The sequence below is a fragment of the Hydrogenophaga sp. A37 genome (assembly GCF_002001205.1).
Classification (GTDB): Bacteria; Pseudomonadota; Gammaproteobacteria; order Burkholderiales; family Burkholderiaceae_C; genus Hydrogenophaga.
In genome coordinates, this window is the sequence record NZ_MUNZ01000086.1 from 54,916 (window position 1) to 80,976 (window position 26,061).

General features: G+C 62.8%; 25 protein-coding genes. 20 read left to right on the forward strand and 5 right to left on the reverse strand.

The annotated features are described in order from the left end of the window. Positions 1 to 51 precede the first annotated feature (51 nt). Positions 52 to 477, reverse strand: coding sequence for an NfeD family protein (locus B0E41_RS08770; protein ID WP_077330701.1), 426 nt, complete (start codon positions 475 to 477; stop codon positions 52 to 54). A 163-nt stretch (positions 478 to 640) separates the two neighbouring features. On the opposite strand from B0E41_RS08770, the gene B0E41_RS08775 reads away from it, so the two are divergent. Together B0E41_RS08775 and B0E41_RS08780 are read left to right on the forward strand one after the other, a co-directional pair. Further along, positions 641 to 2,935: an arginine/lysine/ornithine decarboxylase gene (locus B0E41_RS08775; protein WP_077330702.1), complete on the forward strand. Its 2,295-nt coding sequence runs from the start codon at positions 641 to 643 to the stop codon at positions 2,933 to 2,935. Positions 2,936 to 2,963: 28 nt separating this feature from the next. Further along, the gene (locus B0E41_RS08780) at positions 2,964 to 3,179 is read left to right on the forward strand and encodes a YdcH family protein (RefSeq protein ID WP_077330703.1); all 216 of its coding nucleotides are present in this window, start codon (positions 2,964 to 2,966) and stop codon (positions 3,177 to 3,179) included. A gap of 26 nt (positions 3,180 to 3,205) precedes the next feature. On the opposite strand, the gene B0E41_RS08785 is transcribed toward B0E41_RS08780, so the two are convergent. Next, a complete protein-coding gene (locus B0E41_RS08785; protein ID WP_077330704.1) occupies positions 3,206 to 4,090 on the reverse strand; it encodes a DNA ligase in 885 nt (294 codons plus the stop codon). Between the two features lie 26 nt (positions 4,091 to 4,116). Beyond that, on the reverse strand, positions 4,117 to 4,914 hold the full coding sequence (fabI, locus tag B0E41_RS08790) for an enoyl-ACP reductase FabI (protein ID WP_077330705.1): 798 nt from the start codon (positions 4,912 to 4,914) through the stop codon (positions 4,117 to 4,119). 77 nt (positions 4,915 to 4,991) lie between these two features. On the opposite strand from fabI, the gene B0E41_RS08795 reads away from it, so the two are divergent. The 14 genes from B0E41_RS08795 (at position 4,992) to B0E41_RS08860 (ending at position 22,175) form a co-directional block, all read left to right on the forward strand. Beyond that, the gene (locus B0E41_RS08795) at positions 4,992 to 6,797 is read left to right on the forward strand and encodes an extracellular solute-binding protein (protein WP_253194725.1); all 1,806 of its coding nucleotides are present in this window, start codon (positions 4,992 to 4,994) and stop codon (positions 6,795 to 6,797) included. Between the two features lie 2 nt (positions 6,798 to 6,799). After that, positions 6,800 to 7,825: an ABC transporter permease subunit gene (locus tag B0E41_RS08800; protein ID WP_077330778.1), complete on the forward strand. Its 1,026-nt coding sequence runs from the start codon at positions 6,800 to 6,802 to the stop codon at positions 7,823 to 7,825. Between the two features lie 5 nt (positions 7,826 to 7,830). After that, positions 7,831 to 8,859 (forward strand): ABC transporter permease, encoded by a 1,029-nt coding sequence (locus B0E41_RS08805; protein ID WP_077330779.1) that lies wholly within the window; start codon positions 7,831 to 7,833, stop codon positions 8,857 to 8,859. Continuing rightward, positions 8,856 to 10,454 (forward strand): dipeptide ABC transporter ATP-binding protein, encoded by a 1,599-nt coding sequence (locus tag B0E41_RS08810; protein ID WP_077330707.1) that lies wholly within the window; start codon positions 8,856 to 8,858, stop codon positions 10,452 to 10,454. The genes B0E41_RS08805 and B0E41_RS08810 overlap by 4 nt, the downstream gene beginning before the upstream one ends. A 76-nt stretch (positions 10,455 to 10,530) precedes the next feature. Further along, entirely contained in the window at positions 10,531 to 11,316 is a 786-nt protein-coding gene (locus B0E41_RS08815; protein ID WP_077330708.1) for a DUF2189 domain-containing protein, read from the forward strand. 20 nt (positions 11,317 to 11,336) lie between these two features. Then, on the forward strand, positions 11,337 to 11,558 hold the full coding sequence (locus B0E41_RS08820) for a DUF2788 domain-containing protein (protein WP_077330709.1): 222 nt from the start codon (positions 11,337 to 11,339) through the stop codon (positions 11,556 to 11,558). A 187-nt stretch (positions 11,559 to 11,745) separates the two neighbouring features. Next, on the forward strand, positions 11,746 to 12,339 hold the full coding sequence (gene rimP / locus B0E41_RS08825) for a ribosome maturation factor RimP (protein WP_077330710.1): 594 nt from the start codon (positions 11,746 to 11,748) through the stop codon (positions 12,337 to 12,339). A gap of 78 nt (positions 12,340 to 12,417) precedes the next feature. After that, a complete protein-coding gene (nusA, locus tag B0E41_RS08830) occupies positions 12,418 to 13,917 on the forward strand; it encodes a transcription termination factor NusA (protein ID WP_077330711.1) in 1,500 nt (499 codons plus the stop codon). 32 nt (positions 13,918 to 13,949) lie between these two features. After that, entirely contained in the window at positions 13,950 to 16,808 is a 2,859-nt protein-coding gene (infB, locus tag B0E41_RS08835; protein WP_077330712.1) for a translation initiation factor IF-2, read from the forward strand. 3 nt (positions 16,809 to 16,811) lie between these two features. Further along, positions 16,812 to 17,186, forward strand: a complete 375-nt coding sequence (rbfA, locus tag B0E41_RS08840; protein WP_077330713.1) for a 30S ribosome-binding factor RbfA — start codon at positions 16,812 to 16,814, stop codon at positions 17,184 to 17,186. Positions 17,187 to 17,188: 2 nt separating this feature from the next. Next, positions 17,189 to 18,178, forward strand: coding sequence for a tRNA pseudouridine(55) synthase TruB (truB, locus tag B0E41_RS08845; RefSeq protein WP_077330714.1), 990 nt, complete (start codon positions 17,189 to 17,191; stop codon positions 18,176 to 18,178). Then, a complete protein-coding gene (typA, locus tag B0E41_RS08850) occupies positions 18,175 to 19,995 on the forward strand; it encodes a translational GTPase TypA (RefSeq protein WP_077330715.1) in 1,821 nt (606 codons plus the stop codon). The genes truB and typA overlap by 4 nt, the downstream gene beginning before the upstream one ends. A 43-nt stretch (positions 19,996 to 20,038) precedes the next feature. After that, the gene (locus tag B0E41_RS08855; protein ID WP_077330780.1) at positions 20,039 to 21,055 is read left to right on the forward strand and encodes a DMT family transporter; all 1,017 of its coding nucleotides are present in this window, start codon (positions 20,039 to 20,041) and stop codon (positions 21,053 to 21,055) included. 19 nt (positions 21,056 to 21,074) lie between these two features. Then, positions 21,075 to 22,175: an enoyl-CoA hydratase/isomerase family protein gene (locus B0E41_RS08860; protein WP_077330716.1), complete on the forward strand. Its 1,101-nt coding sequence runs from the start codon at positions 21,075 to 21,077 to the stop codon at positions 22,173 to 22,175. 45 nt (positions 22,176 to 22,220) lie between these two features. On the opposite strand, the gene smpB is transcribed toward B0E41_RS08860, so the two are convergent. Then, positions 22,221 to 22,715, reverse strand: a complete 495-nt coding sequence (gene smpB, locus B0E41_RS08865) for an SsrA-binding protein SmpB (protein WP_077330717.1) — start codon at positions 22,713 to 22,715, stop codon at positions 22,221 to 22,223. A gap of 103 nt (positions 22,716 to 22,818) precedes the next feature. Between smpB and B0E41_RS08870 the strand changes: the two genes are divergently transcribed. Together B0E41_RS08870 and B0E41_RS08875 are read left to right on the forward strand one after the other, a co-directional pair. Next, on the forward strand, positions 22,819 to 23,262 hold the full coding sequence (locus B0E41_RS08870; protein ID WP_077330718.1) for a type II toxin-antitoxin system RatA family toxin: 444 nt from the start codon (positions 22,819 to 22,821) through the stop codon (positions 23,260 to 23,262). Next, on the forward strand, positions 23,262 to 23,591 hold the full coding sequence (locus tag B0E41_RS08875; RefSeq protein WP_143433741.1) for an RnfH family protein: 330 nt from the start codon (positions 23,262 to 23,264) through the stop codon (positions 23,589 to 23,591). The genes B0E41_RS08870 and B0E41_RS08875 overlap by 1 nt, the downstream gene beginning before the upstream one ends. Here the strand turns inward: B0E41_RS08875 and B0E41_RS08880 are convergent. Further along, a complete protein-coding gene (locus B0E41_RS08880; RefSeq protein ID WP_077330720.1) occupies positions 23,585 to 24,112 on the reverse strand; it encodes a DUF4124 domain-containing protein in 528 nt (175 codons plus the stop codon). The genes B0E41_RS08875 and B0E41_RS08880 overlap by 7 nt on opposite strands. A gap of 223 nt (positions 24,113 to 24,335) precedes the next feature. Here B0E41_RS08880 and guaB point away from each other — a divergent pair, with 223 nt between their 5' ends. Beyond that, positions 24,336 to 25,805, forward strand: a complete 1,470-nt coding sequence (guaB, locus tag B0E41_RS08885) for an IMP dehydrogenase (RefSeq protein ID WP_077330721.1) — start codon at positions 24,336 to 24,338, stop codon at positions 25,803 to 25,805. Positions 25,806 to 25,810: 5 nt separating this feature from the next. Then, positions 25,811 to 26,041 carry a hypothetical protein gene (locus B0E41_RS08890; RefSeq protein ID WP_143433742.1) on the forward strand — a complete coding sequence of 77 codons (231 nt, stop codon included), beginning with the start codon at positions 25,811 to 25,813 and terminating at the stop codon, positions 26,039 to 26,041. The last annotated feature ends 20 nt before the right edge of the window (positions 26,042 to 26,061 follow it).

Sequence of the window (26,061 nt, forward strand, 5' to 3'; positions counted from 1 at the left end):
CGTTGATAAGTGAGATCGGGCAATTGCCTGACATCAAAACGGGGGGAGGCTTTAGGCTTTGGCGACCATCAGGCGATTGCCGATCAGCTCGCTTACCTTGTACAGGCCGGGCTCGGGCGGTGTGCCAGGTGCGCGGATCACGGTCCATTGTGCGCCGCGGTATTTGACGCTGGCGGTACCGTCTGACTGCCACGCGTCCACCTGGATGGTTTCACCAACATCGAGGTTGACGCTGCGCAGCGAACGGACCGACGGGTCACCGGGATGCCGGCGCTTGTTGAGATGGAGGCCGACCACGGCGGCCGAACCGATCAGCGCCGCAGCCACCAGCTGACCCGTGGGGCTCCAGCCCAGGTGGGCGGCCAAGGCGCCTGCGGCCGCACCCAGCGCCAGCATCAGCAGGTAAAAGCTGCCGGTGAACAACTCCAGCACGACCAGCGCGCCGCCGAGCAACCACCACAGTGTGGATTCCGCCATTCGATCTCCTCAGTTGACTGTTGCCCAGAGGGTGTCTGGGTTGCGCCACATTCTGCGACAAAAGCCGGACCTGTAAATCCAGTGCCCAGCGATTTCCGTACACTTCCCCGCTTCCCTGACCCACCAATGCGGCCGGGACCTTCCCCCTGGCTGGAGATGCCCAATGAAATTCCGCTTTCCCATCGTCATCATTGATGAAGACTTCCGCTCGGACAACTCGTCCGGCCTGGGTATCCGTGCGTTGGCGCAGGCCATCGAGACAGAGGGGTTTGAGGTAGTCGGCGTGACCAGCTATGGAGACCTGAGTTTGTTCGCGCAGCAGCAGTCGCGTGCCAGCGCCTTCATTCTCTCGATCGACGACGAAGAGTTCAGTGTCGGCCCCGATCTCGACCCGGTGGTGCTCAACCTGCGCAAATTCATCCAGGAGGTGCGTCGCAAGAATGCCGATGTGCCGATCTACATCCACGGCGAAACCAAGACGAGCCGCCACCTGCCCAACGATGTGTTACGCGAGCTGCATGGCTTCATTCACATGTTCGAGGACACGCCGGAGTTCGTGGCGCGCCACATCATCCGCGAAGCCAAGAGCTACCTCGAAGGCATTCAGCCGCCGTTCTTCAAGGCGCTGTTGGACTACGCCGAGGATGGTTCGTACTCTTGGCATTGCCCCGGGCATTCGGGTGGCGTGGCTTTTCTCAAGAGCCCGGTCGGTCAGATGTACCACCAGTTCTATGGTGAAAATATGCTGCGTGCCGACGTGTGCAACGCGGTCGAAGAGTTGGGCCAGCTGCTGGACCACAACGGCGCCATCGGCGCGAGCGAGCGCAACGCGGCGCGCATCTTCAATGCCGATCATTGCTTCTTCGTCACCAACGGCACCAGCACCAGCAACAAAATGGTGTGGCACCACACCGTGGCGCCGGGCGACGTGGTGGTCGTGGACCGCAATTGCCACAAGTCCATCCTGCACAGCATCATCATGACGGGCGCCATCCCCGTCTTCCTCAAGCCCACGCGCAACCACTACGGCATCATCGGCCCTATCCCGCAAAGCGAGTTCGAGATCGAGGCCATCCAGGCCAAGATCCGCGCCAATCCGCTGCTCAAGGGCGTCGACGCCGAGCGTGTCAAGCCGCGTGTCCTGACACTGACGCAGTCCACCTACGACGGCGTGCTCTACAACACCGAAACCATCAAGCAGATGCTCGACGGCTACGTGGAGAACCTGCATTTCGACGAGGCCTGGTTGCCACACGCCGCGTTTCACCCCTTCTACGGTACCTACCACGCGATGGGCAAGAAGCGTGCGCGACCGCAGCACTCGGTGGTCTATGCGACTCAATCGATCCACAAGCTACTGGCCGGCATCAGCCAAGCCAGCCATGTGCTGGTGCAGGATTCGCAGAACACCAAACTGGACCGCCACTTGTTCAATGAGGCCTACCTCATGCACACGAGTACCAGCCCGCAGTACAGCATCATTGCCAGTTGCGACGTGGCGGCCGCCATGATGGAGCCCCCTGGCGGCACCGCGCTGGTGGAAGAGAGCATCGCCGAAGCGCTTGATTTCCGTCGTGCCATGCGCAAGGTGGACGCCGAATTCGGTGCCGACGACTGGTGGTTCCAGGTGTGGGGCCCCGATGAGCTGGCCGAAGAAGGCATGGGCGAAGCCACCGACTGGGTGCTCAATCGCGAGCAGACCGACAGTGTGGGCGAACGACCGACTCAACGCGACTGGCACGGCTTTGGTGACATGGCAGCGGGCTTCAACATGCTCGACCCGATCAAAGCCACCATCGTGACCCCGGGTCTGAACATGGACGGTCGCTTTGAAGCGTCGGGCATACCGGCTTCCATCGTCACCAAGTTCTTGGCCGAGCACGGCGTGGTGGTGGAAAAAACTGGCCTGTATTCGTTCTTCATCATGTTCACCATCGGCATCACCAAGGGCCGCTGGAACACCTTGCTGACGGCGCTACAGCAGTTCAAGGACGACTACGCCAAGAACCAGCCCATGTGGCGCATCCTTCCCGAGTTCTGTCAGAAGCATCCGCGCTACGAGCAGATGGGCCTGCGCGACTTGTGTCAGCACGTGCACCAGCTGTACGCTCGCTACGACATCGCACGCCTGACCACCGAGATGTACCTGAGCGACCTCACGCCGGCCATGAAGCCGAGCGACGCCTTTGCCCACATCGCTCAGCGCACCACCGAGCGCGTGCCGATCGACGACCTGATCGGACGCATTACCACCAGCCTGGTGACGCCTTACCCGCCTGGCATCCCGTTGTTGATTCCGGGTGAGGTGTTCAACAAAAAGATCGTGGACTACCTCAAGTTCGCGCGCGAATTCAACGCGTTGTGCCCCGGCTTCGAGACCGACATCCACGGCCTCGTCGAGAAGCAGGACGAAGATGGCAAGAAACACTACTTTGCCGATTGCGTGAAGGCGGCGTAAGCTGGTGCTCCACATCCAAGGAGCGCCGATGTTTCCCGAATACCGCGAGCTGATCACCCGGCTCAAAGGACACGATCACCATTTCACCCGGCTGTTCGACAAGCACAACGAGCTGGATCAGACGATCAAGAACATGGAGTCGCACATCCAGCCGGCGACAGTGACCGAGATCGAGCAGCTCAAGAAGGAAAAGCTGGCGCTCAAGGACCAGATCTACGCCATGCTGCGCCAAGCCACCGCCTGATTGAGACGCGCGGCCAATGGCCGCGGTCAGGGGTTTTGCGCTGAGTTGGGCGCCGGTGGCAGGAACCCTGGACGCTCGCGTAGAAACGTGGCGAAGCGCGGCAGGCCACTTTCGTTGAGACCCCGGTAGCGGTAGGTGACCCAGACACCCTCAGCGGGAGGGTGCTCGCGCTGGGCATCGGTCAAACCCGTGCCGAGCCTGAAGCGGCGCCCCTGCGGCGTTTCCACCAGCAGCGCGCCCAGCCGACCACTGTGGCGACCTTTGCCAGGCACGTGCCCCACCACTTTCGCTTCCGCATCGTCGTGGGTCTTGAGTTTGATCAGGTCGTCGCTGCGAATGCCCCGGTACGGTGAGTCGCCCCGGTGCAGCATCAATCCTTCGCCGCCGGCACGCACCATCTGCTGCAGCCTGGCACCCAGTTCGGCATGGCTGGCCACCTTGTCCTGAGGCACTGGCACGACCCAAGGTCGGTTCAAACGGCTTACCGCTTCCTGATACGCCGTCAGGCGCTCGTCGAAGACCCCGGGATGGGCGGGCAGGTCGAACACCATGAACCGGATGCGTCGCCAGGCGGCGTCGTTTGGCACCTGTTGGCGCACGGTGGACGTGGCTTCTTCGAACCGTCCGCGGCCGGCCCAGAGTTCACCGTCCATGGGCACGGTGGGCCAGCCCTCGGTGAACCAGGCAGGCGGGTTCAGCACCTCTCCGCCCCGGCTCACCAGGCGCTGGCCGTCCCAGAAACCCCGCAATCCGTCGTATTTTTCGCTGACCCAGTAGGCGCTGAGATCAAGGCCCGGGTGGTACTTCTCCGCCAACATGAGGGCGGGCGCTGGCCCGGCGGCTCGAAGCGCGGGCGTGAGCAGCAGACTGGCAACACCAATCAGCCAGCCACGCCTGCGCAGAGCGACCATGCCGACGGTCCGTTCACGTGGGCAGGTCAGGCCACCGATTCGCTGTCGCGGCTGATGCCGGCGGTCTGGCTGAAGCCGCCGTCCACGTAGGTGATCTCGGAGGTCACACCCGAGGCCAAGTCCGACAGCAGGAAGGCCGCGACGTTGCCGACGTCATCAATGGTCACGTTGCGGCGCAGCGGCGAGGCTGCGGCCACCATGCCCAGCAGCTTGCCGAAGTCCTTGATGCCGCTGGCGGCCAGGGTCTTGATCGGACCGGCGCTGATGCCGTTGACGCGCATGCCGCGCGGGCCGAGCGATTCGGCCAGGTAGCGCACGCTGGCTTCCAGGCTGGCCTTGGCCAAACCCATGGTGTTGTAGTTGGGGATCGTGCGCAGCGAGCCGAGGTAACTCAGCGTGAGCAAGGATGCTTTGGGCGCCAGGAAGGGCAGGGCGGCTTTGGCCATTGCGGGAAAGCTGTAGGCGCTGATGTCGTGCGCGATACGGAAGTTTTCGCGCGTCAGGCCGTCGAGAAAATCACCGGCGATGGCTTCGCGCGGAGCGAAGCCGATGCTGTGCACAAAACCGTCGAACAGGGGCCAGACCTGAGACAGGTCGGCAAACAGCTTGTCGATCTGCGCATCGTCGCCCACGTCGCAGTCGAAGATGAGCGTCGAATTGAAATCGGCGGCGAACTCGGTGATGCGGTCTTTGAACCGTTCGCCCACGTAGCTGAAGGCCAGCTCCGCGCCCTGCGCGTGGCAGGCCTTGGCGATGCCATAGGCGATGGACCGGTTGGACAGTACGCCCGTGATCAGCAATTTCTTGCCGGCAAGAAAACCCATTGTTCTGACTCCAAAGAAAATTCCAGCAGAATTGTCGCATGCATGCCCGCCTCCCCCGATTCCGCCGCGCTCTCGCCATGTTGCTGCTCGCGGTGACTGGTGGGCCCAGCTGGGCTGCCCATGGTTATGCCCTGTGGGGCGAGCTCCAGTACCCGCCGGGCTTCACCCACTTTGCCTACGTCAACCCGATTGCCCCCAAGGGTGGCGAGTTGCGTCTGGTCAGCAACCTGCGGGTCTCCACCTTCGACAAGTACAACCCCTTCACCCAGCGTGGCAATGCCCCGGCGTACCTGTCCGCATTGATGTTCGACAGCTTGCTGACCAGCGCGCTCGACGAAACCGGCGCGGCCTACGGCTTGCTGGCCGAAGACGTGACACTGGCACCCGACCGCCTGGCCGTCACGTTCCGTTTGCGGCGCGAAGCCCGGTTTCACAACGGCGCGCCCGTGCTGGCTGCCGACGTCAAACACAGTTTCGACACCCTGATGGGGCCGCACACTTCACCGGCGTACAAGACCATCCTGGACGATGTGGCCGGGCTGGACGTCATCGACGAGCGTACCGTGCGCTACCGCTTCAAAAAAGCGAACCGCGAGTTGCCGCTGACGGTGGGGGGTCTGCCGGTGTTCAGTCGCTCCTGGGGCGACGACAAAGACCCCAAGACGGGTCAGCGAAAGGGGTTTGACCAGGTGGTGATGGACGTGCCCATCGGCAGCGGTCCCTACAGGATAGGTCCGGTGCGCTTCGGCAAGGACATCACCTATGTGCGCGATCCGGGTTACTGGGCGCGCGATCTCCCGGTGCGGCGCGGCACGGCCAATTTCGACCGCATCACGGTCAAGATCTACAAAGACAACACCGCCAGGCTGGAGGCGCTCAAAGCGGGCGAGTTCGACCTGATGCGGTTCTTTTCGGCGGGCGACTGGGCGCGTCGGGTGAACGGCAAACGCTTCGACAGCGGCGAGCTGGTCAAGGCCGAGTTCACGCACCGCCTGCCCACCGGTTTTCAGAGCTACGTGCTCAACACCCGCCGCCCGCCGCTGGACGACATTCGCGTGCGCCAAGCGCTGGGTCTCGCCATCGACTATGAGTGGATGAACCGGCAGATGTTTTACGGCGCCTACCAGCGGGTGCAGGGGCTGTTCGGCAACACCGATTGTGCGGCGGAGGGCACACCCGGCCCTGCGGAGTTGAACCTGTTGCAACCCTGGCGCGCCCAATTGCCGGCCACCGTGTTTGGCCCGGCCTACCGCTCGCCGCGCACCGATGGCGAGCATTCTTTGCGAGCCAACTTGCGACAAGCGCAGGCGCTGTTGCGCGAAGCGGGGTGGGTGGTCAAGGACGGCGCATTGCGCAATGCCCAAGGGGCTCCTTTGAGCATCGAATACCTCGACAGCGCTGAAACCGGCGCACGCGGCGTCACGCCGTGGGTGCGCAACCTGGAGAAGCTGGGCATCGAATTGAAATTTCGCCCGGTGGACTTCGCGCTCTACCAGGAACGCCTGCGCACCTTCAATTTCGACATCACCTCACTCGCCTACGGCGGCACGCACAACCCGGGGCCGGAATACGCCGACCTGTTCGGGAGCAAGGCGGCGAACATCGAAGACTCGGGCAACATGGCCGGCGTGCGCAGCCCGGCGGTGGACGCCTTGATCACCCGCATGGTGAATGCCGAGACACGGCCGGACTTCCTGGCTGCCTGCCGAGCGCTGGAGCGTGTGATCACGCATGGTCACTATCTGGTGCCGCAATGGTCGGCCAGCACGCATCGCATGGTCTACAACGCCAAGCGCTTGTCGCGCCCCGAAAAAATGCCGCCGTACGCTGCAGGTGAAGACTGGGCCATCGACACCTGGTGGTCCCGGACAGGAGCCCCATGATCATGTGGGTCTACATTCTCAAACGCCTCTTGCTCATGATCCCGACGCTGTTCGGGGTTTTGCTGCTGACCTTCGTGGTCATCCAGTTCGTGCCCGGCGGTCCGGTGGAGCAGTACCTCGCCGAGGCGCGCACGGCGGGCGGCACCAGCGCGGAGGGTGGGTCGGTGTACCGGGGCGCACAGGGAGTGGACCCCCAGCGGCTGGAGCAGATCAAGGCCTTGTACGGCTTCGACAAGCCTGCGCACGAGCGCTTTGGCCAGATGCTTGGTCAGTTCGCCCGCTTTGACCTGGGCACCAGTTTTTTCCAGAACAAGGCGGTGTCGACGCTGATCATCGAAAAGCTCCCTGTCTCGATCAGCCTGGGTCTGTGGACCTTTTTCATCAGCTACCTGGTCGCGGTCCCGCTGGGCGTGGCCAAGGCGGTGAGGGCGGGTTCGAGGTTCGATCTGGTGACGACGCTGCTGGTGTTGATCGGCTATGCGATTCCCGGCTTTGTACTGGGTGTGGCGCTGCTGGTGGTATTTGGTGGTCAGTTGCAGTGGTTCCCGCTGCGCGGCCTGACGTCCTCAAACTGGGACGAGCTGAGCTGGGGGGCTCGCATCGCCGACTACCTCTGGCACATCACCTTGCCGGTGACCGCCATGGTGCTGGGCAGTTTTGCCGTGACCGCGATGCTGACCAAAAACGCCTTCCTCGAAGAAATCCGCAAGCAGTATGTGATGACGGCCCGCGCGAAGGGGCTGTCTGAGCGGCAGGTGCTCTGGAAACACGTGTTCCGCAACGCGCTGATTCCGATCGTGACGGGTTTCCCCGCAGCGTTCATCGGCGCCTTTTTCACCGGCGCATTGCTGATCGAAACCCAGTTCTCGCTCGACGGTCTGGGTCTGCTGGGCTATGAGAGCGTGATCCGGCGTGATTACCCGGTGGTGATGGGCACGCTGTTCCTGTTCACCCTGATCGGTTTGGTGACCAAGCTGATTTCCGACCTCTGTTACGTGTGGGTCGACCCCCGCGTGAAGTTCGATTGATCTCCATGGCCTCAATGTCCCCTTCCCGCCGCGCCTGGCAACGCTTCAAGCGCAACCGCCTGGGCTACTGGAGCCTGGTGGCGTTCTGCGTGCTGGTGGTGCTCAGCCTGTTCGCCGAGCTGCTGTCGAACGACAAGCCGCTGATCGTGCGCTACGAGGGAAAGACCTACTTCCCGATGTTGCGGGACCACCCCGAAACCACGTTCGGCGGTGACTTCGAATCGACCACCGACTACCTCGACCCCTTCGTGCAAGAGCAGATCACGAAGGGCGACAACTGGGCGGTGTACGCGCCCAATCCGTACGGGCCGAAGACCCTGAACTACTTCGCGAAAGAACCCAACCCGTCCCCACCCACCCGGGACAACTGGATGGGCACCGACGACCGGGGGCGCGACTTGCTGGCGCAATTGATCTACGGCTTTCGCGTGAGCGTGCTGTTCGCGCTGGCGCTGACATTCGTTGGCACGGTGCTGGGTGTGCTCACGGGCGCGATCCAGGGTTTTCTGGGAGGGCGGACCGATCTGGTGTTTCAGCGTTTCATCGAGATCTGGTCGTCCATGCCGGAGCTGTACCTGCTCATCATCTTCGCGGCCGTGCTGTCGCCCAGCATCGGACTGCTGCTGGTGCTGCTCAGCCTGTTTGGCTGGATGGGCCTGTCGGACTACGTGCGCGCCGAATTTCTGCGCAACCGCCAGCTGGACTATGTGCGCGCCGCGCGGGCGATGGGGCTGTCCAACCTGCAGATCGTCTGGCGCCATGTGCTGCCCAACAGCCTGACACCGGTGGTGACCTTTTTGCCGTTTCGCATGAGCGCGGCCATCCTGGCGCTGACCTCGCTGGACTTCCTGGGTCTCGGCGTGCCGCCCGGTACGCCGTCGCTGGGGGAGCTGCTCAGCCAAGGCAAGAACAACATTGACGCGTGGTGGATTTCGCTCTCCACCTTCGCGGTGCTCGTGATCACGCTGTTGCTGCTCACCTTCATGGGCGACGCCTTGCGCGATGCGCTCGACCCGAGAAAGGCCGAGCGATGAGCGCCTTGCTGGAGGTCAAGAACCTGCGCGTGTCCTTCAACGGACAGGAGGTGGTGCACGGCATCGACTTCTCGGTGGCGGCGGGTGAGAAGCTCGCCCTGGTGGGCGAGTCCGGCTCGGGAAAGACCGTCTCCGCCTTGTCCTTGCTGCGGCTGATGCACGGCGCGCAGATCTCGGGCTCGGCGAACTTGAACGGTCGGGATCTGCTGACCTTGAGCGAACACCAGTTGCGGGCCGTTCGGGGCGATCAAGTGGCCGTGATCTTCCAGGAACCCATGACCTCGCTCAACCCGCTCTACAGCGTGGGTGAGCAGATCGCCGAGGTGCTGCAACTCAAAAAGGGGCTCACCGCAGCGCAGGCCAAGGCGTCCACGGTGGAGTTGCTGGCCTCGACGGGCATCCCCGAGCCGGCGCGCCGGGCAGGCGCTTTCCCGCACCAGTTGAGTGGCGGGCAACGGCAGCGGGCGATGATCGCCATGGCGCTGGCCAGTGCCCCCCAGCTGCTGCTGGCCGATGAGCCGACCACCGCGCTGGATGTGACGGTTCGGGCGCAAATTCTGGACCTGTTGTCCGACTTGCAGCGGCAACACGGCATGGCCGTGCTGCTCATCACGCACGACCTGAACCTGGTGCGCCGTTTCGCCGACCGTGTGGCGGTGATGGAGCAGGGCCATCTGGTGGAGCAGGGTGCGGTGTCGCAGGTGTCTGCAGCGCCGCAACATGCCTACACGCAACGCCTGCTGGCGAGTGAAGCTCGGCGCGATGTGGTCGAGGCCGTGGTCTCCGCCGCTGCACCGGTGTTGCAGGCGAAAGGTTTGCGCGTGAGTTACCCGGTGCCGCTGCCAGGCATCAAGGGCTGGTTCCGACAAGGCGCCTTCGTTGCACTGGAGGGTGCCGACTTCGCCATCGCGCCTGGGACCACCCTGGGTGTGGTGGGCGAATCGGGCTCGGGCAAATCGACCCTCGCGCTGGCCGCGCTGGGCCTGCTGCCCCATGAAGGCCACCTCAGTGTGGCCGGCTCCGGCTGGACCGAGGCCCATGCTGCAGGGCACACAAGAGCCCTGCGCCAGCGCGTGCAGGTGGTGTTCCAGGACCCTTTTTCCTCGCTGTCGCCTCGACTGACGGTGGAGCAAATCGTGGGCGAGGGGCTGACCGTTCACGCGTCAGAGTTGAGCGCTTCACAGCGCCGTGAGCGCGTGCAGGCGGCGCTGGCCGACGTCGGTCTGGTGCAAGACCCGACGCAGGCGAGCGACTGGCTGCAGCGCTATCCACACGAGTTTTCCGGCGGGCAGCGCCAGCGGCTGGCGATCGCCCGCGCCTTGATCGTTCAGCCGACCTTGTTGGTGCTGGACGAGCCGACCAGCGCCCTTGATGTCACGGTGCAGCAGCAGGTGCTGGCGCTGCTGCAACGCTTGCAACGCGAGCGCGGGCTGAGCTACCTGCTGATCACCCATGATGTGGCCGTGATCCGCGCCATGGCCCACGAGGTGCTGGTGCTCAAAGACGGGAAAGTGCTGGAGTGCGGCAGCGTTGAACAGGTACTGAACCATCCCCGGCACGCCTACACACAGGCGCTCGTCAGAGCCGCTGCCTGAGCTTGAACTACGATCCACACAGCCTGCTTCAATGCATCGATCGCGCTGACCCGACCGCGCGAACCCAGATTTCCCCATGAACCCAAATCCCATTCCCGTGGCGCCCCGACCCATCCCCGTGGACATGATGTCGCCGACGCGCTGGATCGAACTCGGCTGGGATGACCTGCGTGCCAACCCGCTGCCCGGGCTGATCCACGGCTTTGCCCTGGCGGTCATCGGCTGGATTCTGTTGTGGGTAGCCCGGGATCGGTTCTGGCTGCTCGCGGGTGCGTTTTCTGGCTTTCTCATTGTGGCGCCCGTGCTGGCCACAGGGCTGTACCACATCAGCCGCGAACGCGCCGCCGGCCGGCTCGCCGATCTGGGCGACGTGGTGGCGCTTTGGCGTTCGTTTGACGGCAGGCTGGTGCGCTTCGGCCTGTTGCTGGGGTTGGCTGGCACCGGCTGGGTGCTCACGTCGGCCGGTTTGATCACCTTGTGGTCACCGGTCCCGATCCACAAGCCCGCCGACTTTCTGCGTCATGTGGTGTTGGCCCGGGAAGTGGGCCTGTTCGAGGCCTGGCTGGTTCTGGGCGCCTTGCTGGCGGCGCCTGTGTTCGCTTCCAGCGTGGTCGCCATACCGATGCTGGTGGACAAAGGTGTGCCGGTGAGCATGGCCGTGTCCGCCAGCTGGCGAGCTGTGGCCGACCACCCGGGGCCGCTGGTGTGGTGGGCGGTGTTGATTGCGATGCTGGTGGGTTTGGGCATGATCACCGGCTTGCTGGGGCTGATCGGGGTCATCCCGCTGATCGCTCACGCCAGCTGGCATGCCTACCGCGATCTGACTGCGCCAACTTCCCCTGTGCCGGTGTCGGCCCACTGAGCCCGCCGGGTCACCCTGTCATGGAAAATACGATTTTTGGCCTGACCGAAGGGCAGATCGCCCAATTCGGCCTCACCTTCGGTGTCGGTGCCTTCATTCTCTACATGTTGTTCATCGTGCTCAACCTGGCGCTGGAGGCCAAGGCGGGCAAGTTCGGCACCTTCATTCTTTTTCTCGTTTTGTCCTTTGGCATGCTGGGGTTTGTGGCCAAAAGTGTCATTCAATGGGTGCTGGGCATCTGAACAGTGTGAATCCCTGGCCTCAATCTTGCAAAGGAGCCCCTAGACGGGTTACAATGCGAGCTTCACGACCAAATGGGCGGGTAACTACCGGCCCATTTTTTTTGGCCGAACGCTTTTGATTCTTCGTCGAACGCTTTAGCGTTGCGTCGGCGATTCACCGACCTTCAACAAGGCAGATACCGTACAGATGGCTTGGCAAGACACCGTAACGCAAACCGTGACAGGACTGGGTTTTGACCTGGTGGACCTTGAGCGCTCCGCCGGTGGTTTGTTGCGCGTCACGATCGATCTGCCATGGTCGCCGCCCGAGCCCGGTCATCCAACGCCGCCTGAGCAATTTGTGACGGTGGAGGATTGCGAGAAGATCACTCGCCAGCTGCACTACCTGCTGGAGGTGGAGGGTCTTGAGTACAGGCGCCTGGAGGTTGGCTCGCCTGGCATTGATCGACCGCTGCGTCATGAGGTTGACTTCATCCGTTTTGAAGGCCGCGTGGTGGATTTGACGCTGAAGGCGCCGATCGGTGTCACCGATTCAACGGTGTCGGCCAGTCGAAAAAAGTTTCGCGGTACGCTGGAGCGTGCTGCCGATGGGGTGATGTGGCAGGTGGTCTGGAGCGATGCGCCAGAACCTAAGCCTGGCCAGCGCGTGAGCAAGAAGCGCATGCCGTTGCCCCTGCAGGCCCTGGCGTTTGTGCTGGACGATATCCAGCAGGCGCGTCTGGCCCCGATTGTGAATTTCAAGGGCCGCCAGTCGGCACACGCCGGACCTGATTCCGCGTGATGTTGGTGCTGTGTGTGTTGTTGTGGCAGTTAAATGTTTGTGACTCTGAAAAAGAGCTTCGGAAAGGTGGCGAGTGATATGAACCGCGAAATGTTGATGCTGATCGATGCCATCTCACGCGAGAAGAACGTCGAGCGCGATGTTGTGCTGAGCGCTGTTGAATTGGCGCTGGCTTCGGCCACCAAGAAACTCTACAAAGGAGAGGTGGACATTCGTGTTGCCATGGATCCGGACAACGGTTCTTATGAGACCTACCGCCGCTGGTTGGTCGTGCCCGATGAGGCGGGCCTGCAAAACCCCGACGCCGAAGAGTTGCTCACCGATGCCCGCGACGAGATCGCCGACATCGAAGAAGGCGATTTCATCGAGAAGCCGGTGGAAAGCGTGCCGATTGGCCGCATCGGTGCCATGGCAGCCAAACAGGTCATCCTGCAAAAAATCCGCGATGCCGAGCGTGAAATGTTGCTCAACGACTTCATGTCGCGCGGAGACAAGGTGTTTGTCGGTACCGTCAAGCGCATGGACAAGGGCGATCTGATCGTCGAGAGCGGCCGGGTGGAAGGTCGTCTCAAGCGCGGCGAAATGATCCCGAAGGAAAACTTCCGTACCGGTGATCGCGTGCGCGCCATCATTCTGGAAGTGGATCTGACGCTGCGCGGTGCACCCATCATCCTGTCGCGTTCTTCGCCTGCTTTCATGATTGAACTCTTCCGTCAGGAAGTGCCAGAAATCGAGCAAGGCCTGCTGGAGATCAAGACCTGTGCTCGTGACCCGGGCTCTCGCGCCAAGATCGCCGTGCAGTCGCACGACAAGCGCATCGACCCCATCGGCACCTGCGTCGGTGTGCGCGGTTCACGGGTCAACGGCGTGACCAACGAACTCGCCGGCGAACGCGTGGACATCGTGTTGTGGTCGGAAGACCCGGCGCAGTTCGTGATTGGCGCGCTGGCCCCGGCCAACGTAGTCTCCATCGTGGTGGACGAAGAGCGCCACGCCATGGACGTGGTGGTGGACGAGGAAAACCTCGCCATCGCCATCGGCCGCGGTGGTCAGAACGTGCGACTGGCGTCCGAGCTGACCGGCTGGCGCATCAACATCATGACGGCCGACGAGTCGGCCCAGAAGCAGGCCGAAGAGGCCGACGGCATCCGCAAGGTGTTCATGGCCAAGCTGGACGTGGACCAGGAAATCGCCGATATCCTGATCGAAGAGGGTTTCACCAGTCTCGAAGAAGTGGCCTACGTGCCCCTGCAGGAGATGCTGGAAATCGAATCATTCGATGAGGACACGGTCAACGAACTGCGCACCCGAGCCAAAGATGCGCTGTTGACCATGGAAATTGCACAAGAGGAAAGCGTCGAAGGGGTGTCGCAGGATCTGCGTGACCTCGAAGGGCTGACCCCGGAGCTGATCGCCAAGCTGGCAGAGGGCGGTGTGCACACCCGAGATGAGCTGGCCGATCTGGCCACCGACGAATTGACCGACATGACTGGCCAGACGCCTGAAGAGGCGACGGCATTGATCATGTTGGCCCGCGCTCACTGGTTCGCCGGTGAGGAAACGCCTGCTTCCAACTGAACCGCGCAGGCCCGAGCGGAGAAAAAACACCTATGACCAGTACCACCGTCGCCGAATTGGCCGCCGAGCTGAACAAGCCCACCCATACCCTGCTGGAGCAACTCTCCGCCGCAGGGGTGCCCAAAACCGAGGGGACCGATCGGGTCACCGAGTCCGACAAGCAGATGCTGTTGGGCCACCTCAAGGCCAGCCACGGCACGGTCAGTGGCGAGCGCAAGAAGATCACGTTGGTGAAAAAATCCACCACTGAAATCAAGCAAGCCGATGCCACCGGGCGTGCCCGCACGATCCAGGTCGAGGTTCGCAAAAAGCGCACCTTCGTCAAGCGAGACGACGAAGTGGCTACGCCCGAGGCACCAGCCGAACCCGTTGAGCCGGCCGCGCCGTTGATCGACGCCGCCGAGTTGGCCCGCCGTGAGGAAGAAGCGCGTCATCAAGCCGAATTGTTGCGGCGCCAGGAAGAAGAGCTGGCCCAGAAGCGTCAGGAACGCGAGGCAGAAGAGGCGCGCCAGGCCGAGCAGGCTCGTCAAGCCGCGGAAGCGGTGGAAGCCGCCGCGCGCGCTCAAAAAGAAGCGGCCGCAGCCACCCCGGCACTGGACGCACCGGGTTCTGCCGTCGCACGCATCGCCGAACAGGCTGAAGCTCACAGCGCCGCTCTGCAGCGCGAGTCGGCTGCCCGTGTGTTGGCGGACAAAAAGGCCGAGGTCAAAAAAGCAGATGACCTGCGCGCTCAGGACCTGCTCGACCGTCGCCGCAAAGCCGAAGCCGAAGCGGCCAACATCCGCGCGATGATGGCGGCGCCCGCCAAGACGATGGTGGCCAAGAAGCCTGAGCCGGTGCCAGATCCGAAGGCGATCAAAGGCACGTTGCACAAACCCGCCGGAACGCCGGGTGCGAAGCCGGCGGGCACGACCGCTGCGGCGGCGGGTGCCGGTGGCAAGAAGGAAGTCAAATCCGAGAACCTGTCGTCAACCTGGAAGGACGACGCGGCCAAGAAGAAAGAAATCAAGACCCGTGGCGACACGAGCGCGGGCCGTTCCAACTGGCGTGGGGGCCCCCGCAGCGGTGGCCGTCGCAACGACCGTGACAGCCGCGACAACTCGGCGAGCACTTTTGTGGCGCCGACCGAAAACAAGGTCATTGAGGTTCACGTGCCCGAGACCATCACGGTGGCTGAGCTGGCGCACAAGATGAGCCTGAAATCGTCCGAGGTCATCAAGCAGTTGATGAAGCTGGGCCAGATGGTCACCATCAACCAGCCGCTGGACCAGGACACTGCCATGATCGTGGTGGAAGAACTGGGCCACACGGCCGTGATCGCTGCATTGGACGACCCGGAGGCTTTCACTGAAGAAGAAGGCACCCAGCAAACGGCCGAAGCATTGCCGCGCGCACCCGTGGTAACCGTCATGGGTCACGTGGACCACGGCAAAACCTCGCTGCTGGACTACATCCGCCGAGCCAAAGTGGCTGCAGGCGAGGCCGGCGGCATCACCCAGCACATCGGTGCTTATCACGTGGAAACCCCGCGCGGCATGGTGTCCTTTCTCGACACCCCGGGTCACGAGGCGTTCACCGCCATGCGGGCCCGAGGCGCGCAGGCGACCGACATCGTGATTCTGGTGTGCGCCGCCGACGACGGCGTGATGCCCCAGACCAAGGAAGCCATCAAGCACGCGAAAGCGGCAGGCGTGCCCATGGTGGTGGCGCTGACCAAGATCGACAAGCCCGGCATCAACCTGGAGCGCGTGCGCTCCGAGCTGGTGGCCGAAGAAGTGGTGCCAGAAGAATTTGGTGGTGATGTTCCTTTCGTGGGTGTTTCCGCCAAGACCGGTGAGGGCGTCGATGCCCTGCTGGAGCAGGTGCTGCTGCAGGCCGAAGTGCTGGAACTCAAGGCGCCGGTCGACGCCATGGCGAAGGGCCTGGTGATCGAAGCCCGCCTGGACAAGGGGCGCGGTTCCGTGGCCACGGTGCTGGTGCAGAGTGGTACGCTGAAAACCGGTGACGTGGTGTTGGTGGGCCAGACCTCCGGTCGCGTGCGCGCCATGCTGGACGAAAACGGCAAGCCGATCAAGTCGGCAGGACCTTCGATCCCGGTGGAAATTCAAGGCCTGTCGGAAGTGCCACAGGCTGGCGACGACTTCATGGTGATGATTGACGAGCGCCGTGCGCGCGAGATCGCCACCTACCGTGCGGGCAAGTTCCGCAACACCAAGTTGGCCAAGCAACAAGCCGCCAAACTGGAGAACATGTTCACCGACATCTCTGCGGGTGAAGTCAAGGTCTTGCCGATCATCGTCAAGGCCGACGTGCAGGGCTCGCAGGAAGCGTTGGGCGCCTCGCTGCTCAAGCTTTCGACCGACGAGGTCAAGGTGCAGCTGGTGTTCTCTGGCGTCGGCGGTGTCAGCGAAAGCGACGTGAACCTGGCCATCGCCTCCAAGGCGGTCATCATCGGCTTCAATGTGCGGGCCGACGTGGGCGCGCGCAAGTTGGCCGAAGGCAACGATGTCGATCTGCGCTACTACAACATCATCTACGACGCAGTGGATGAGTTGAAGGCGGCCATGTCCGGCATGCTCGCACCTGAAAAGCGCGAAGAGATCATCGGTTCGGCCGAAATCCGTACGGTGTTCGTGGCGACCAAGATCGGCACCATCGCCGGTTGTATGGTCACTTCGGGCATGGTCACCCGAAACGCTCACTTCCGTCTGCTGCGCGAGAACGTCGTGGTCTACACCGGCGAGATCGACACGCTAAAACGCCTGAAAGACGACGTGCGCGACGTCAAGGAAGGCTTCGAGTGCGGTATCAAGCTCAAGAACTACAACGACATCAAAGAAGGTGATCAGCTGGAGTTCTTCGAGATCAAGGAAGTGGCGCGCACGCTGTAAACCATGGCCCGCAAAGCGTCCTCCGTCCCCAACCGCGGTTTCCGCGTGGCCGACCAGATCCAGCGCGATCTGGCGGAGTTGATCGCGCGCGAGTTGAAAGACCCGCGCGTGGGCATGATCACGATCAATGCGGTCGAGGTCACGCCCGACTATGCGCACGCCAAGGTGTTTTTCAGCCTACTGACCGGCGACCCCGACGAAACCCAGCAGGGCCTCAACGCGGCCGCTGGTTTTCTGCGCACGGGCTTGTTCAAGCGCCTGCACATCCACACGGTGCCCACGCTGCATTTCGTGTTCGACCGCACCACCGAACGTGCCGCCGACATGAATGCGCTCATCTCGAAGGCTGTGGCCTCTCGGTCAAAGGACGAAAGCTGACCATGCAGGGCCAACGCACAAGGGTGCCGCGGCGCCCTTTGCACGGGGTGCTGCTGCTCGACAAACCGCTGGGACTCTCCAGCAACCAGGCTTTGCAAAAGGCCAAGTGGTTGCTGCGCGCGGAGAAAGCGGGCCACACCGGCACGCTGGACCCGTTGGCCACTGGCGTGCTGCCGCTGTGCTTTGGCGCCGCGACCAAGTTCAGCCAGTTGCACCTGGACGCCGACAAGACCTATGAGACCACCGTGCGCCTGGGTGTGAAAACCTCCACTGGCGACACGGAAGGCGATGTGATCGAAACCCGTCCAGTCACATGCACTGTCGGCCAGGTGGTCGAGGTGCTGGACCGCTTCATGGGGCCGATCAGCCAGGTGCCGCCGATGCACAGTGCGCTGAAGAAGGACGGTAAGCCTCTCTACGAATATGCGCGCGTGGGCGAAACGGTGGAGCGCGAGGCCCGACACGTGCTCATTCACGATCTGGAGCTGCTGGACATGTGCCTGGAGGGCGAGCAACCCCAACTGCGCCTGCGTGTGACCTGCAGCAAAGGCACCTACATCCGGACCTTGGGCGAAGACATTGCCGAGGCGCTGGGATGCGGTGGCCACCTGGTGGCGTTGCGCCGAGTGGTCACCGGGCCATTCAGCGAGGCGCAGTGCATCACCATTGATGCACTGGAGCAGGCCAGCGACCCGGAGCGGCAAACACACCTGCTGCCGCTGGAGTGCCTGCTCGACCGTCACGCTCGACTCACGCTGGGCACAGAAGATGCAAAGCGTTTCCTCAACGGTCTACGCCGTCGCGGAGACTGGTCCGATCAGCCGCAGGTGGCTGTGTACGGACCGTCCGATGCCGTCTCACCACACGAACCCTTGTCTTCGGTCCTGTTGGGCAGCGCCCGCACCGAAGGCGGCGAATTGATCCCGGGGCGGCTGCTGAGCCCCATCGAAATACAGCAAATCCTGGAAACCTCACCGGAACTCACATCATGAGCAAACAAATCCGCAACATCGCCATCATTGCCCACGTTGACCATGGCAAAACCACCATGGTGGACCAACTGCTGCGTCAGTCGGGCACCTTCGCCGAACACGAAAAAGTGGTCGACACGGTGATGGACAACAACGCGATCGAACGCGAGCGCGGCATCACCATTCTGGCCAAGAACTGTGCCGTGAGCTGGGAAGGTACGCACATCAACATCGTCGACACCCCTGGCCACGCGGACTTCGGTGGTGAGGTGGAGCGCGCGCTGTCCATGGTCGACGGCGTGGTGTTGCTGATCGACGCGCAGGAAGGCCCGATGCCGCAGACCCGTTTCGTGACCAAGAAAGCCCTGGCTCTGGGTCTCAAACCGATTCTGGTGGTCAACAAGGTAGACAAGCCCGGCGCCCGTCCGCAACACGTGGTGAACGCTGCCTTCGATCTGTTCGACAAACTGGGTGCGACCGACGAACAGCTCGACTTCCCCGTGGTCTATGCTTCGGGCATCAACGGCTGGACCTCGCTGGAAGAGGGCGCAGCGGGCGAGCAGTGGGGTCCCGACATGTCAGCCCTGTTCAACACCGTGCTGCAGCACGTGCCAGCCCAAAAGGGTGACCCGGCTGCACCGCTGCAACTGCAGATCTCTGCACTGGACTTCTCCACCTTCGTGGGCCGTATTGGTGTGGGCCGCATCAGCCAGGGCACGATCAAGCCACAGATGGATGTGCTAGTGATGGAAGGTCCCGATGGCAAAGCTGTCAAAGGTCGCGTCAACCAGGTGCTGACCTTCCAGGGTCTGGACCGCGTGCAGGCCTCCGAAGCTGGCCCGGGCGACATCGTACTGATCAACGGCATTCCTGAAATCGGCATCGGCGTGACGGTGACCGATGCAACCAACCCCGCGCCGCTGCCCATGCTCAAGGTCGATGAGCCGACCCTGACCATGAACTTTTGCGTGAACACCAGCCCGCTGGCCGGTCGCGAAGGCAAGTTCGTGACCAGTCGCCAGCTCTGGGACCGCCTGCAGAAAGAGCTGCAATCCAACGTGGCGCTGCGCGTCAAGGAAACCGACGAAGAGGGCATCTTTGAGGTGATGGGCCGAGGTGAACTTCACCTGACCATCCTGCTGGAAAACATGCGCCGCGAAGGCTACGAATTGGCGGTGTCCAAGCCCCGCGTGGTATTCCGTGATGTGGATGGCGTTCGCCACGAACCGATCGAGCTGGTGACGGCCGACATCGAAGAGCAGCACCAGGGCGGCGTGATGCAGGCCCTGGGCGAGCGCAAGGGCGAGCTGGCCAACATGGAACCAGACGGCCGTGGCCGTGTGCGCCTGGAGTACCGCATCCCGGCTCGGGGCCTGATCGGTTTCACCAACGAATTCCTGAACCTGACCCGCGGCTCGGGCCTGATCTCCAACATCTTCGACAGCTACGAGGCGCACAAAGGCGACATCGCCAGCCGCAAGAATGGTGTGCTGATCTCCATGGACGACGGTGAAATCTTCACCTACGCCCTGGGCAAGCTGGACGACCGCGGCCGCATGTTCGTGAAGGCCGGTGACCCGGTGTATGAAGGCATGATCGTCGGCATCCACAGCCGCGACAACGACCTGGTGGTCAACGCCACGCGCACCAAGCAGCTGACCAACTTCCGCGTGTCCGGCAAGGAAGACGCGATCAAGATCACGCCACCAATCGACCTGAACCTCGAATACGGTGTCGAGTTCATCGAAGACGACGAGCTGGTCGAAATCACGCCCAAATCGGTCCGTCTGCGCAAGCGCTTCCTGAAGGAAAGCGACCGCAAGCGCAACCGCGACTGATGTCTCACCAACACGGCCTTGCGCCGTGTTGTTGTTTCAGCCCATGCCTTTTCGCGCCCTTAGCCGCCTGAGTCACACCCAGGCGGTGTTCATGATGATCGCGGTGACCCTCATGTGGTCCATCGCCGGGGTGGTGTCGCGCCAGCTCGAATCGGCGGCCCGCTTTGAGGTGACCTTCTGGCGCAGCGCGTTCACTGCGCTGTCGCTGCTGATCATCCTGCCGGTCTGGCGCGCGGCCGACCGGGCATCCGGTGTTCTCGATGTGCCCGCAGGGAAGGGCCGACTGCAACGCCACTGGGGAGTGTTGGCCGCCTCGCGCGCGTTCTGGGTCTCCGGCGTGTGCTGGAGTGTGATGTTCACTGCCTTCATGCTGGCGCTGACCTTCACCAGCGTGGCCAACGTGCTGATCATCATGTCGGTCGGTCCGCTGTTCACCGCCTTGCTGGCGCGCTTTGCCATCGGTCAGCAACTGCCATTGAGAACCTGGACGGCCATCGTGGCGGCCGGTGCGGGCATTGTCTACATGTACGGCAGCCAGATGCTTCAGGCCTTCGCAGAGCCCAGCGCCAATCCATCGGGCTTGCTGATCGGCTCTGTCGCGTCGCTGTGTGTGCCCGTTGCAGGGGCGATCAACTGGACCGTCGTGCAACGCAGCCAGTCGCACGGGCAGCAAATCGACCTTGTGCCCTCGGTTTTGCTCGGCGCGCTCATTTCTTCGCTGGTGACCTTGCCGCTGGCCGCGCCCTTTGCCGCCACGGGCAGTGACGTGGCTTGGCTGGCCATGCTGGGCCTGGTACAGCTCGCCATCCCCTGCGCGCTGGCAGTGGTATGCGCGCGTTCGCTCAAGGCCCCCGAGGTCTCGCTGCTGGCCCTGCTGGAGGTGATCTTCGGCATCGTCTGGGCTTGGCTCTGGGCCAACGAAACACCCGGGCGCGAAGTGCTGCTCGGTGGTAGTGTGGTCATCACCGCGCTGCTGTTCAACGAGCTGCTGGCCTGGCGCGACCGCAACGCCAGCCCGATGCCAACTCAACCCGACGAAAGCGGCGCCACGCCGCATTGATCTCTCCAGGAACACCGCCATGAGCCAGACGCCCGTTGAACAGCACGTCATCACCGAAGTCCGTGGCCGTGTCGGCTGCATCACCCTGAACCGGCCCAAGGCGCTCAATGCACTCTCGCTGGGCATGATCCGTGACATCACCGCGGCCTTGATTGCCTGGCGCGACGACACCCAGGTGCTGGCGGTCGTGGTTCGTGGCATGGGTCGGGACGGCCCGTTCGGTGCCTTTTGTGCCGGCGGTGACATCCGCTTTTTCCATCAAGCGGCACTGGCGGGCAATCCCGAACTGGACGATTTTTTCACCGAAGAGTACGCACTCAACCATCTGGTGCACACCTACGCCAAGCCCTACATCGCGCTGATGGATGGCATCTGTATGGGCGGTGGCATGGGGATCAGCCAGGGCGCCAGTCTGCGCATCGTTACTGAGCGCAGCCAACTCGCCATGCCAGAAACCGGCATCGGACTGTTTCCCGACGTCGGTGGCGGCTACTTTCTCAGTCGGTGTCCGGGGCGCGTCGGTGAATACTTGGCACTCACCGGCTTGGTGCTCAATGGTGCGCAGGCCATGGGTGTGGGTCTGGCCGATGCCCAGGTGGACAGTGGCCGGTTGCAGAGCCTGTGGGACAGCCTGGGACAGACTCCGTACGAGACCGGTGAGGCAGTGCAACGCTGGTGCCAGAATCATGTGCAGAAACACGTGGAGCCCAGTGGCTTGCCTCTGGCCGATATCGACCGGGTCTTCGGGCTCGGCAGCGTGGGCGCCATGCTGACCACGTTGGAACTGGGCAATGGCAACTGGTCGCAACAGACTGCCGTGATGCTGCGCAAGCGCTCGCCGCTGATGTTGCACGTCGTTCTGGAGCAGATCCGCCGCGCACGGCACTTGGGGCTGACCGACAACCTGCGCATGGAGCGCGACATGGTGCGCCGCTGCTTCCACCTGCGACCCGGTGCCGCCAGCGAAACGGTGGAAGGTATTCGGGCACTGGCCATCGACAAGGACCATGCACCGAAATGGAATCCTGCGAAAGCGGAAGACGTGACGCCCGCCATGGTCGCTCTGTTCTTCGATAGCCCCTGGCCAGCCCACGCCCATCCGCTTCGATCACTGGGCTGACCGATCAGGCACCTCCGGCCGTCGGCCGAAAGTGCGTGGGCGGTGTCAGCGGGTGCGGCTTTTCATGACCCGCTCGACTTCGCGCTTGCCTTCACGCTCCTTGATGGTGTCGCGTTTGTCATGTTCCGCCTTGCCTTTGGCCAATGCCATTTCGCATTTCACCTTGCCGTTCTTCCAGTGCATGTTGAGAGGAACCAAGGTGTAGCCCTTCTGCTCGACCTTGCCGATGAGGCGGCGGATCTGTTCGCGGTGCAGCAGCAGTTTTTTCGTGCGCACCGAATCTGGACTGATGTGGGTGGAGGCTGTGTTGAGCGGGTTGATCTGACAGCCGATCAGGAACAGCTCACCCTCGCGGATCACCACGTAGCCGTCGGTGAGCTGCACCTTGCCTTCTCGAAGGGCCTTCACCTCCCAACCTTCGAGCACCATGCCGGCTTCGAAGCGCTCTTCAATGGCGTAGTTGAAGAGCGCTTTCTTGTTGTCGGCGATGCGGCTGTCAACGCCCTTGACGGGCGCGGTTTTGCTGGGTTTGGTGGCCATGAGGTGTCAGTTGCGGCCGTTTCAGGCCAATACAATGGCAGCGAAGTAGCTGCCGGGCGGCGTGCCGAATGTGGCCTGTTGCCTTGAGTGCCCGCCCGATTGTATGAAAACGATTCAAAAGTCTGTTTTGCTCTGGCACAGCGCGCATGAAATGTTCGCGCTGGTGACCGATGTGCCCCAATACCCGCAGTTTTTGCCGTGGTGTGATCACAGCGAGGTGGTGGAAAGCGATGACGCTGGCATGGTGGCCAAAGTGGGCATGTCCATCAGTGGCCTTCGCCAGAGCTTCACCACACGCAACACCCATGTGGACGACCGCCAGGTGCTGATGGAACTGGTCGATGGACCGTTTTCCCACCTCGAAGGGGTTTGGGACTTTATCCCGCTCGGGGATGGCACGCAACGGGCCTGCAAGGTGGCGTTTCGCCTGACCTATGGTTTTTCCAGTCAAGCGCTGGCGACGCTGGTCGGCCCTGTTTTCGATCGCATCGCCGGCAGTCTGGTGGACGCTTTCGTCAAGCGTGCTGACCAGGTGTATGGGGCATGATGGACATCGCACTGGTCTTCTCGCCCGCAGCGCGCGAGGTACACGAAATGCACCTGACGGTGCCAGAGGGTACGACGCTCAAGGAGGCCCTGCACCTGGCGGGATGGCTGGAACGCTTTCCCGCCATCAAGCAAGCGCCGTTGGAGGTTGGAATCTGGGGGCGCAAAGCCTCAGCAAGCACGCTGTTGAGACAGGGTGACCGCGTCGAGATGTATCGGGAACTGCGCGTGGACCCGAAAGTTGCGCGCCGTGAGCGCTTTGTGGGACAAGGCTCCCGGGGCGCAGGCTTGTTTGCCCAGCGCCGACCAGGGTCCAAAGCGGGCTATTGAACGGTAGCTTGCGGGCCTGCAGCCTGCGGCATGGGGCCGCAATCGGAGCGGATGATCTCGTCGAGCCGCTTGGTTTCAGTACCTCGGGCCTTGTCGTCCATGATCTCACGCTCACCCTTGGCATTGGTGGTGGCGATGCGGATGCCGGAGTCGAACGTGGTCTTGGCACGTTTGGCGCGTTCACAGTTCTCTGCGCGTGCCTTGGCCAACTTTTCGGTCTCGGCTTTTTTCTTGGCTTGAGCGGCTTCTTCTGCCTGCTTTTCGGCTTGTTTCTTCTTGGCTTCGAGCTGTTCGTCCCGGCCCGTCACCTTGGGGGCAGGTGCAGCAACGGGCGCACCGGCTGCCGCGTCGGAAGTGGCGGCATCCGACGTCTTGACCTCGGTTCGCGCGCCCGGCCTCTTGAGAATGTTCTTGTCGGGGATGCCCGGAGGTGGCGCTGTGTCGCTGAACACTTTGGCGCCAGAGCCGTCAATCCATTGCCATTGCGCCTGGGCCCCGCCGCTGGCCAGGATGGTCAGCAAGGCAAACGCAACGGGGCGCCAGAGTGAGAGGGGTGTGTGACGATGAGACATCAGATCAGTTTACCCGTTGACCACCTCCCGCGCACCCACGTCCTGCTGCCGGGCGATGAACAAGTCGCGTTTTGTGCAAATGGAAGTAGCGGAAGTGGCACTCACGCGGGTCATGCCATGACCTTGTGGCTGCTTGGCCCCGGGTACAATCGTGTTTTTGGAGCTTTACCCCATGCGCCTACTCGGCAAAGCGCTCACCTTCGACGATGTTTTGTTGGTGCCAGCGTACTCCCAGGTCCTTCCCAAGGACACCTCTCTCGCCACCCAGTTTTCCCGCAACATCAAGCTGAATCTACCCTTGGTTTCAGCCGCGATGGACACCGTGACGGAAGCTCGCCTAGCGATTGCGATTGCCCAGGAGGGCGGCATCGGCATCATCCACAAGAACCTCACCGCGCAGGAGCAGGCCGCCCATGTGGCCAAGGTCAAGCGCTACGAATCGGGTGTACTGCGCGACCCGGTCGTTATCACTCCCCAGACCACGATCCGACAGGTGATGAAGCTGTCCGATGACCTGGGCATCTCCGGCTTCCCGGTGGTGGAAGCGGGTCGGGTGGTTGGCATTGTCACCGGCCGCGACCTGCGTTTTGAAACCCGCTACGACCTGCCGGTCAGCGAGATCATGACGCCGCGTGAACGGCTGATCACCATGCCCGACGGCACCACGCCGGCCGAGGCCAAGACCCTGCTCAACAAGCACAAGCTCGAACGTCTGCTGCTCGTGAACGACGCCTTTGAACTCAAGGGCCTGATCACGGTCAAGGACATCACCAAACAGCTCAACTTTCCCAACGCCGCGCGCGACGCCGCCGGCCGTCTGCGCGTGGGCGCCGCGGTGGGTGTGGGCGAAGGCACCGAAGAGCGCGTGGAAGCGCTGGTGAAAGCTGGTGTGGACGCTATCGTGGTGGACACGGCCCACGGCCACAGCAAGGGCGTGATCGACCGCGTGCGCTGGGTCAAACAGAACTACCCACAGGTGGACGTGATCGGCGGCAACATCGCCACCGGCAGCGCCGCTCTGGCGCTGGTGGAAGCGGGTGCCGACGGTGTCAAGGTCGGTATCGGCCCCGGCTCCATCTGCACCACCCGCATCGTGGCCGGTGTGGGCGTGCCCCAGATCATGGCCATCGACAACGTGGCCACGGCGCTGCAGACCACCGGCGTGCCCATGATCGCCGACGGCGGTATCCGCTACAGCGGCGACATCGCCAAGGCCATCGCGGCCGGCGCCAACACCGTGATGATGGGTGGCATGTTCGCCGGCACCGAAGAGGCGCCGGGCGAGATCGTGCTGTACCAGGGCCGCAGCTACAAGAGCTACCGCGGCATGGGCTCCATCGGTGCCATGCAGCAGGGCAGCGCCGACCGCTACTTCCAGGAAAGCAGCACCGGTAACCCCAACGCAGACAAGCTGGTGCCCGAGGGCATTGAAGGTCGCGTGCCCTACAAGGGCTCGGTGGTGTCCATCATCTTCCAGATGGCCGGTGGCCTCAGGGCCTCCATGGGTTACTGCGGTTGCCCGACCATCGAGCACATGCGCGCCAAGGCCGAGTTCGTCGAGATCACCTCGGCGGGCATCCGCGAGAGCCACGTGCACGATGTGCAGATCACCAAAGAGGCGCCGAACTACCGCGCCGAGTGATCGTCGTGCGACCCACGTCACCGCCCGAGCCGTTGCAATGGCAAGTGTGGGCGCTCTACGCGCTGGCACTTGTGTTGGGCGGCATGGTGGCCTATGGGTTACTGACCGGTGAAACCCCGGGTCGGCACCCGTTCAGCCGGGCCACCGATCCCGAAAAGTTCTGGCAGTCCCTGTCCCTGTTGTTCATGCTGGCGCTCGCTGCCTTCTTCGGCGCACGTTGGCTGAACCGGCGCTGATTCTTCCACCGGTCTTGTCC

Excerpts from the sequence above, each read along its gene's own strand:
- B0E41_RS08775 (WP_077330702.1), top strand. The coding sequence starts at position 641 with ATGAAATTCCGCTTTCCCATCGTCATCATTGATGAAGACTTCCGCTCG.
- B0E41_RS08805 (WP_077330779.1), top strand. The coding sequence starts at position 7,831 with ATGGCCTCAATGTCCCCTTCCCGCCGCGCCTGGCAACGCTTCAAGCGC.
- B0E41_RS08820 (WP_077330709.1), top strand. The coding sequence starts at position 11,337 with ATGGAAAATACGATTTTTGGCCTGACCGAAGGGCAGATCGCCCAATTC.
- smpB (WP_077330717.1), bottom strand. The coding sequence starts at position 22,715 with ATGGCCACCAAACCCAGCAAAACCGCGCCCGTCAAGGGCGTTGACAGC.
- B0E41_RS08785 (WP_077330704.1), bottom strand. The coding sequence starts at position 4,090 with ATGGTCGCTCTGCGCAGGCGTGGCTGGCTGATTGGTGTTGCCAGTCTG.
- B0E41_RS08870 (WP_077330718.1), top strand. The coding sequence starts at position 22,819 with ATGAAAACGATTCAAAAGTCTGTTTTGCTCTGGCACAGCGCGCATGAA.
- B0E41_RS08815 (WP_077330708.1), top strand. The coding sequence starts at position 10,531 with ATGAACCCAAATCCCATTCCCGTGGCGCCCCGACCCATCCCCGTGGAC.
- B0E41_RS08875 (WP_143433741.1), top strand. The coding sequence starts at position 23,262 with ATGGACATCGCACTGGTCTTCTCGCCCGCAGCGCGCGAGGTACACGAA.
- infB (WP_077330712.1), top strand. The coding sequence starts at position 13,950 with ATGACCAGTACCACCGTCGCCGAATTGGCCGCCGAGCTGAACAAGCCC.
- nusA (WP_077330711.1), top strand. The coding sequence starts at position 12,418 with ATGAACCGCGAAATGTTGATGCTGATCGATGCCATCTCACGCGAGAAG.
- B0E41_RS08780 (WP_077330703.1), top strand. The coding sequence starts at position 2,964 with ATGTTTCCCGAATACCGCGAGCTGATCACCCGGCTCAAAGGACACGAT.
- rbfA (WP_077330713.1), top strand. The coding sequence starts at position 16,812 with ATGGCCCGCAAAGCGTCCTCCGTCCCCAACCGCGGTTTCCGCGTGGCC.
- typA (WP_077330715.1), top strand. The coding sequence starts at position 18,175 with ATGAGCAAACAAATCCGCAACATCGCCATCATTGCCCACGTTGACCAT.
- B0E41_RS08855 (WP_077330780.1), top strand. The coding sequence starts at position 20,039 with ATGCCTTTTCGCGCCCTTAGCCGCCTGAGTCACACCCAGGCGGTGTTC.
- B0E41_RS08770 (WP_077330701.1), bottom strand. The coding sequence starts at position 477 with ATGGCGGAATCCACACTGTGGTGGTTGCTCGGCGGCGCGCTGGTCGTG.
- rimP (WP_077330710.1), top strand. The coding sequence starts at position 11,746 with ATGGCTTGGCAAGACACCGTAACGCAAACCGTGACAGGACTGGGTTTT.
- B0E41_RS08795 (WP_253194725.1), top strand. The coding sequence starts at position 4,992 with ATGTTGCTGCTCGCGGTGACTGGTGGGCCCAGCTGGGCTGCCCATGGT.
- B0E41_RS08800 (WP_077330778.1), top strand. The coding sequence starts at position 6,800 with ATGTGGGTCTACATTCTCAAACGCCTCTTGCTCATGATCCCGACGCTG.
- truB (WP_077330714.1), top strand. The coding sequence starts at position 17,189 with ATGCAGGGCCAACGCACAAGGGTGCCGCGGCGCCCTTTGCACGGGGTG.
- guaB (WP_077330721.1), top strand. The coding sequence starts at position 24,336 with ATGCGCCTACTCGGCAAAGCGCTCACCTTCGACGATGTTTTGTTGGTG.
- B0E41_RS08860 (WP_077330716.1), top strand. The coding sequence starts at position 21,075 with ATGAGCCAGACGCCCGTTGAACAGCACGTCATCACCGAAGTCCGTGGC.
- B0E41_RS08810 (WP_077330707.1), top strand. The coding sequence starts at position 8,856 with ATGAGCGCCTTGCTGGAGGTCAAGAACCTGCGCGTGTCCTTCAACGGA.
- fabI (WP_077330705.1), bottom strand. The coding sequence starts at position 4,914 with ATGGGTTTTCTTGCCGGCAAGAAATTGCTGATCACGGGCGTACTGTCC.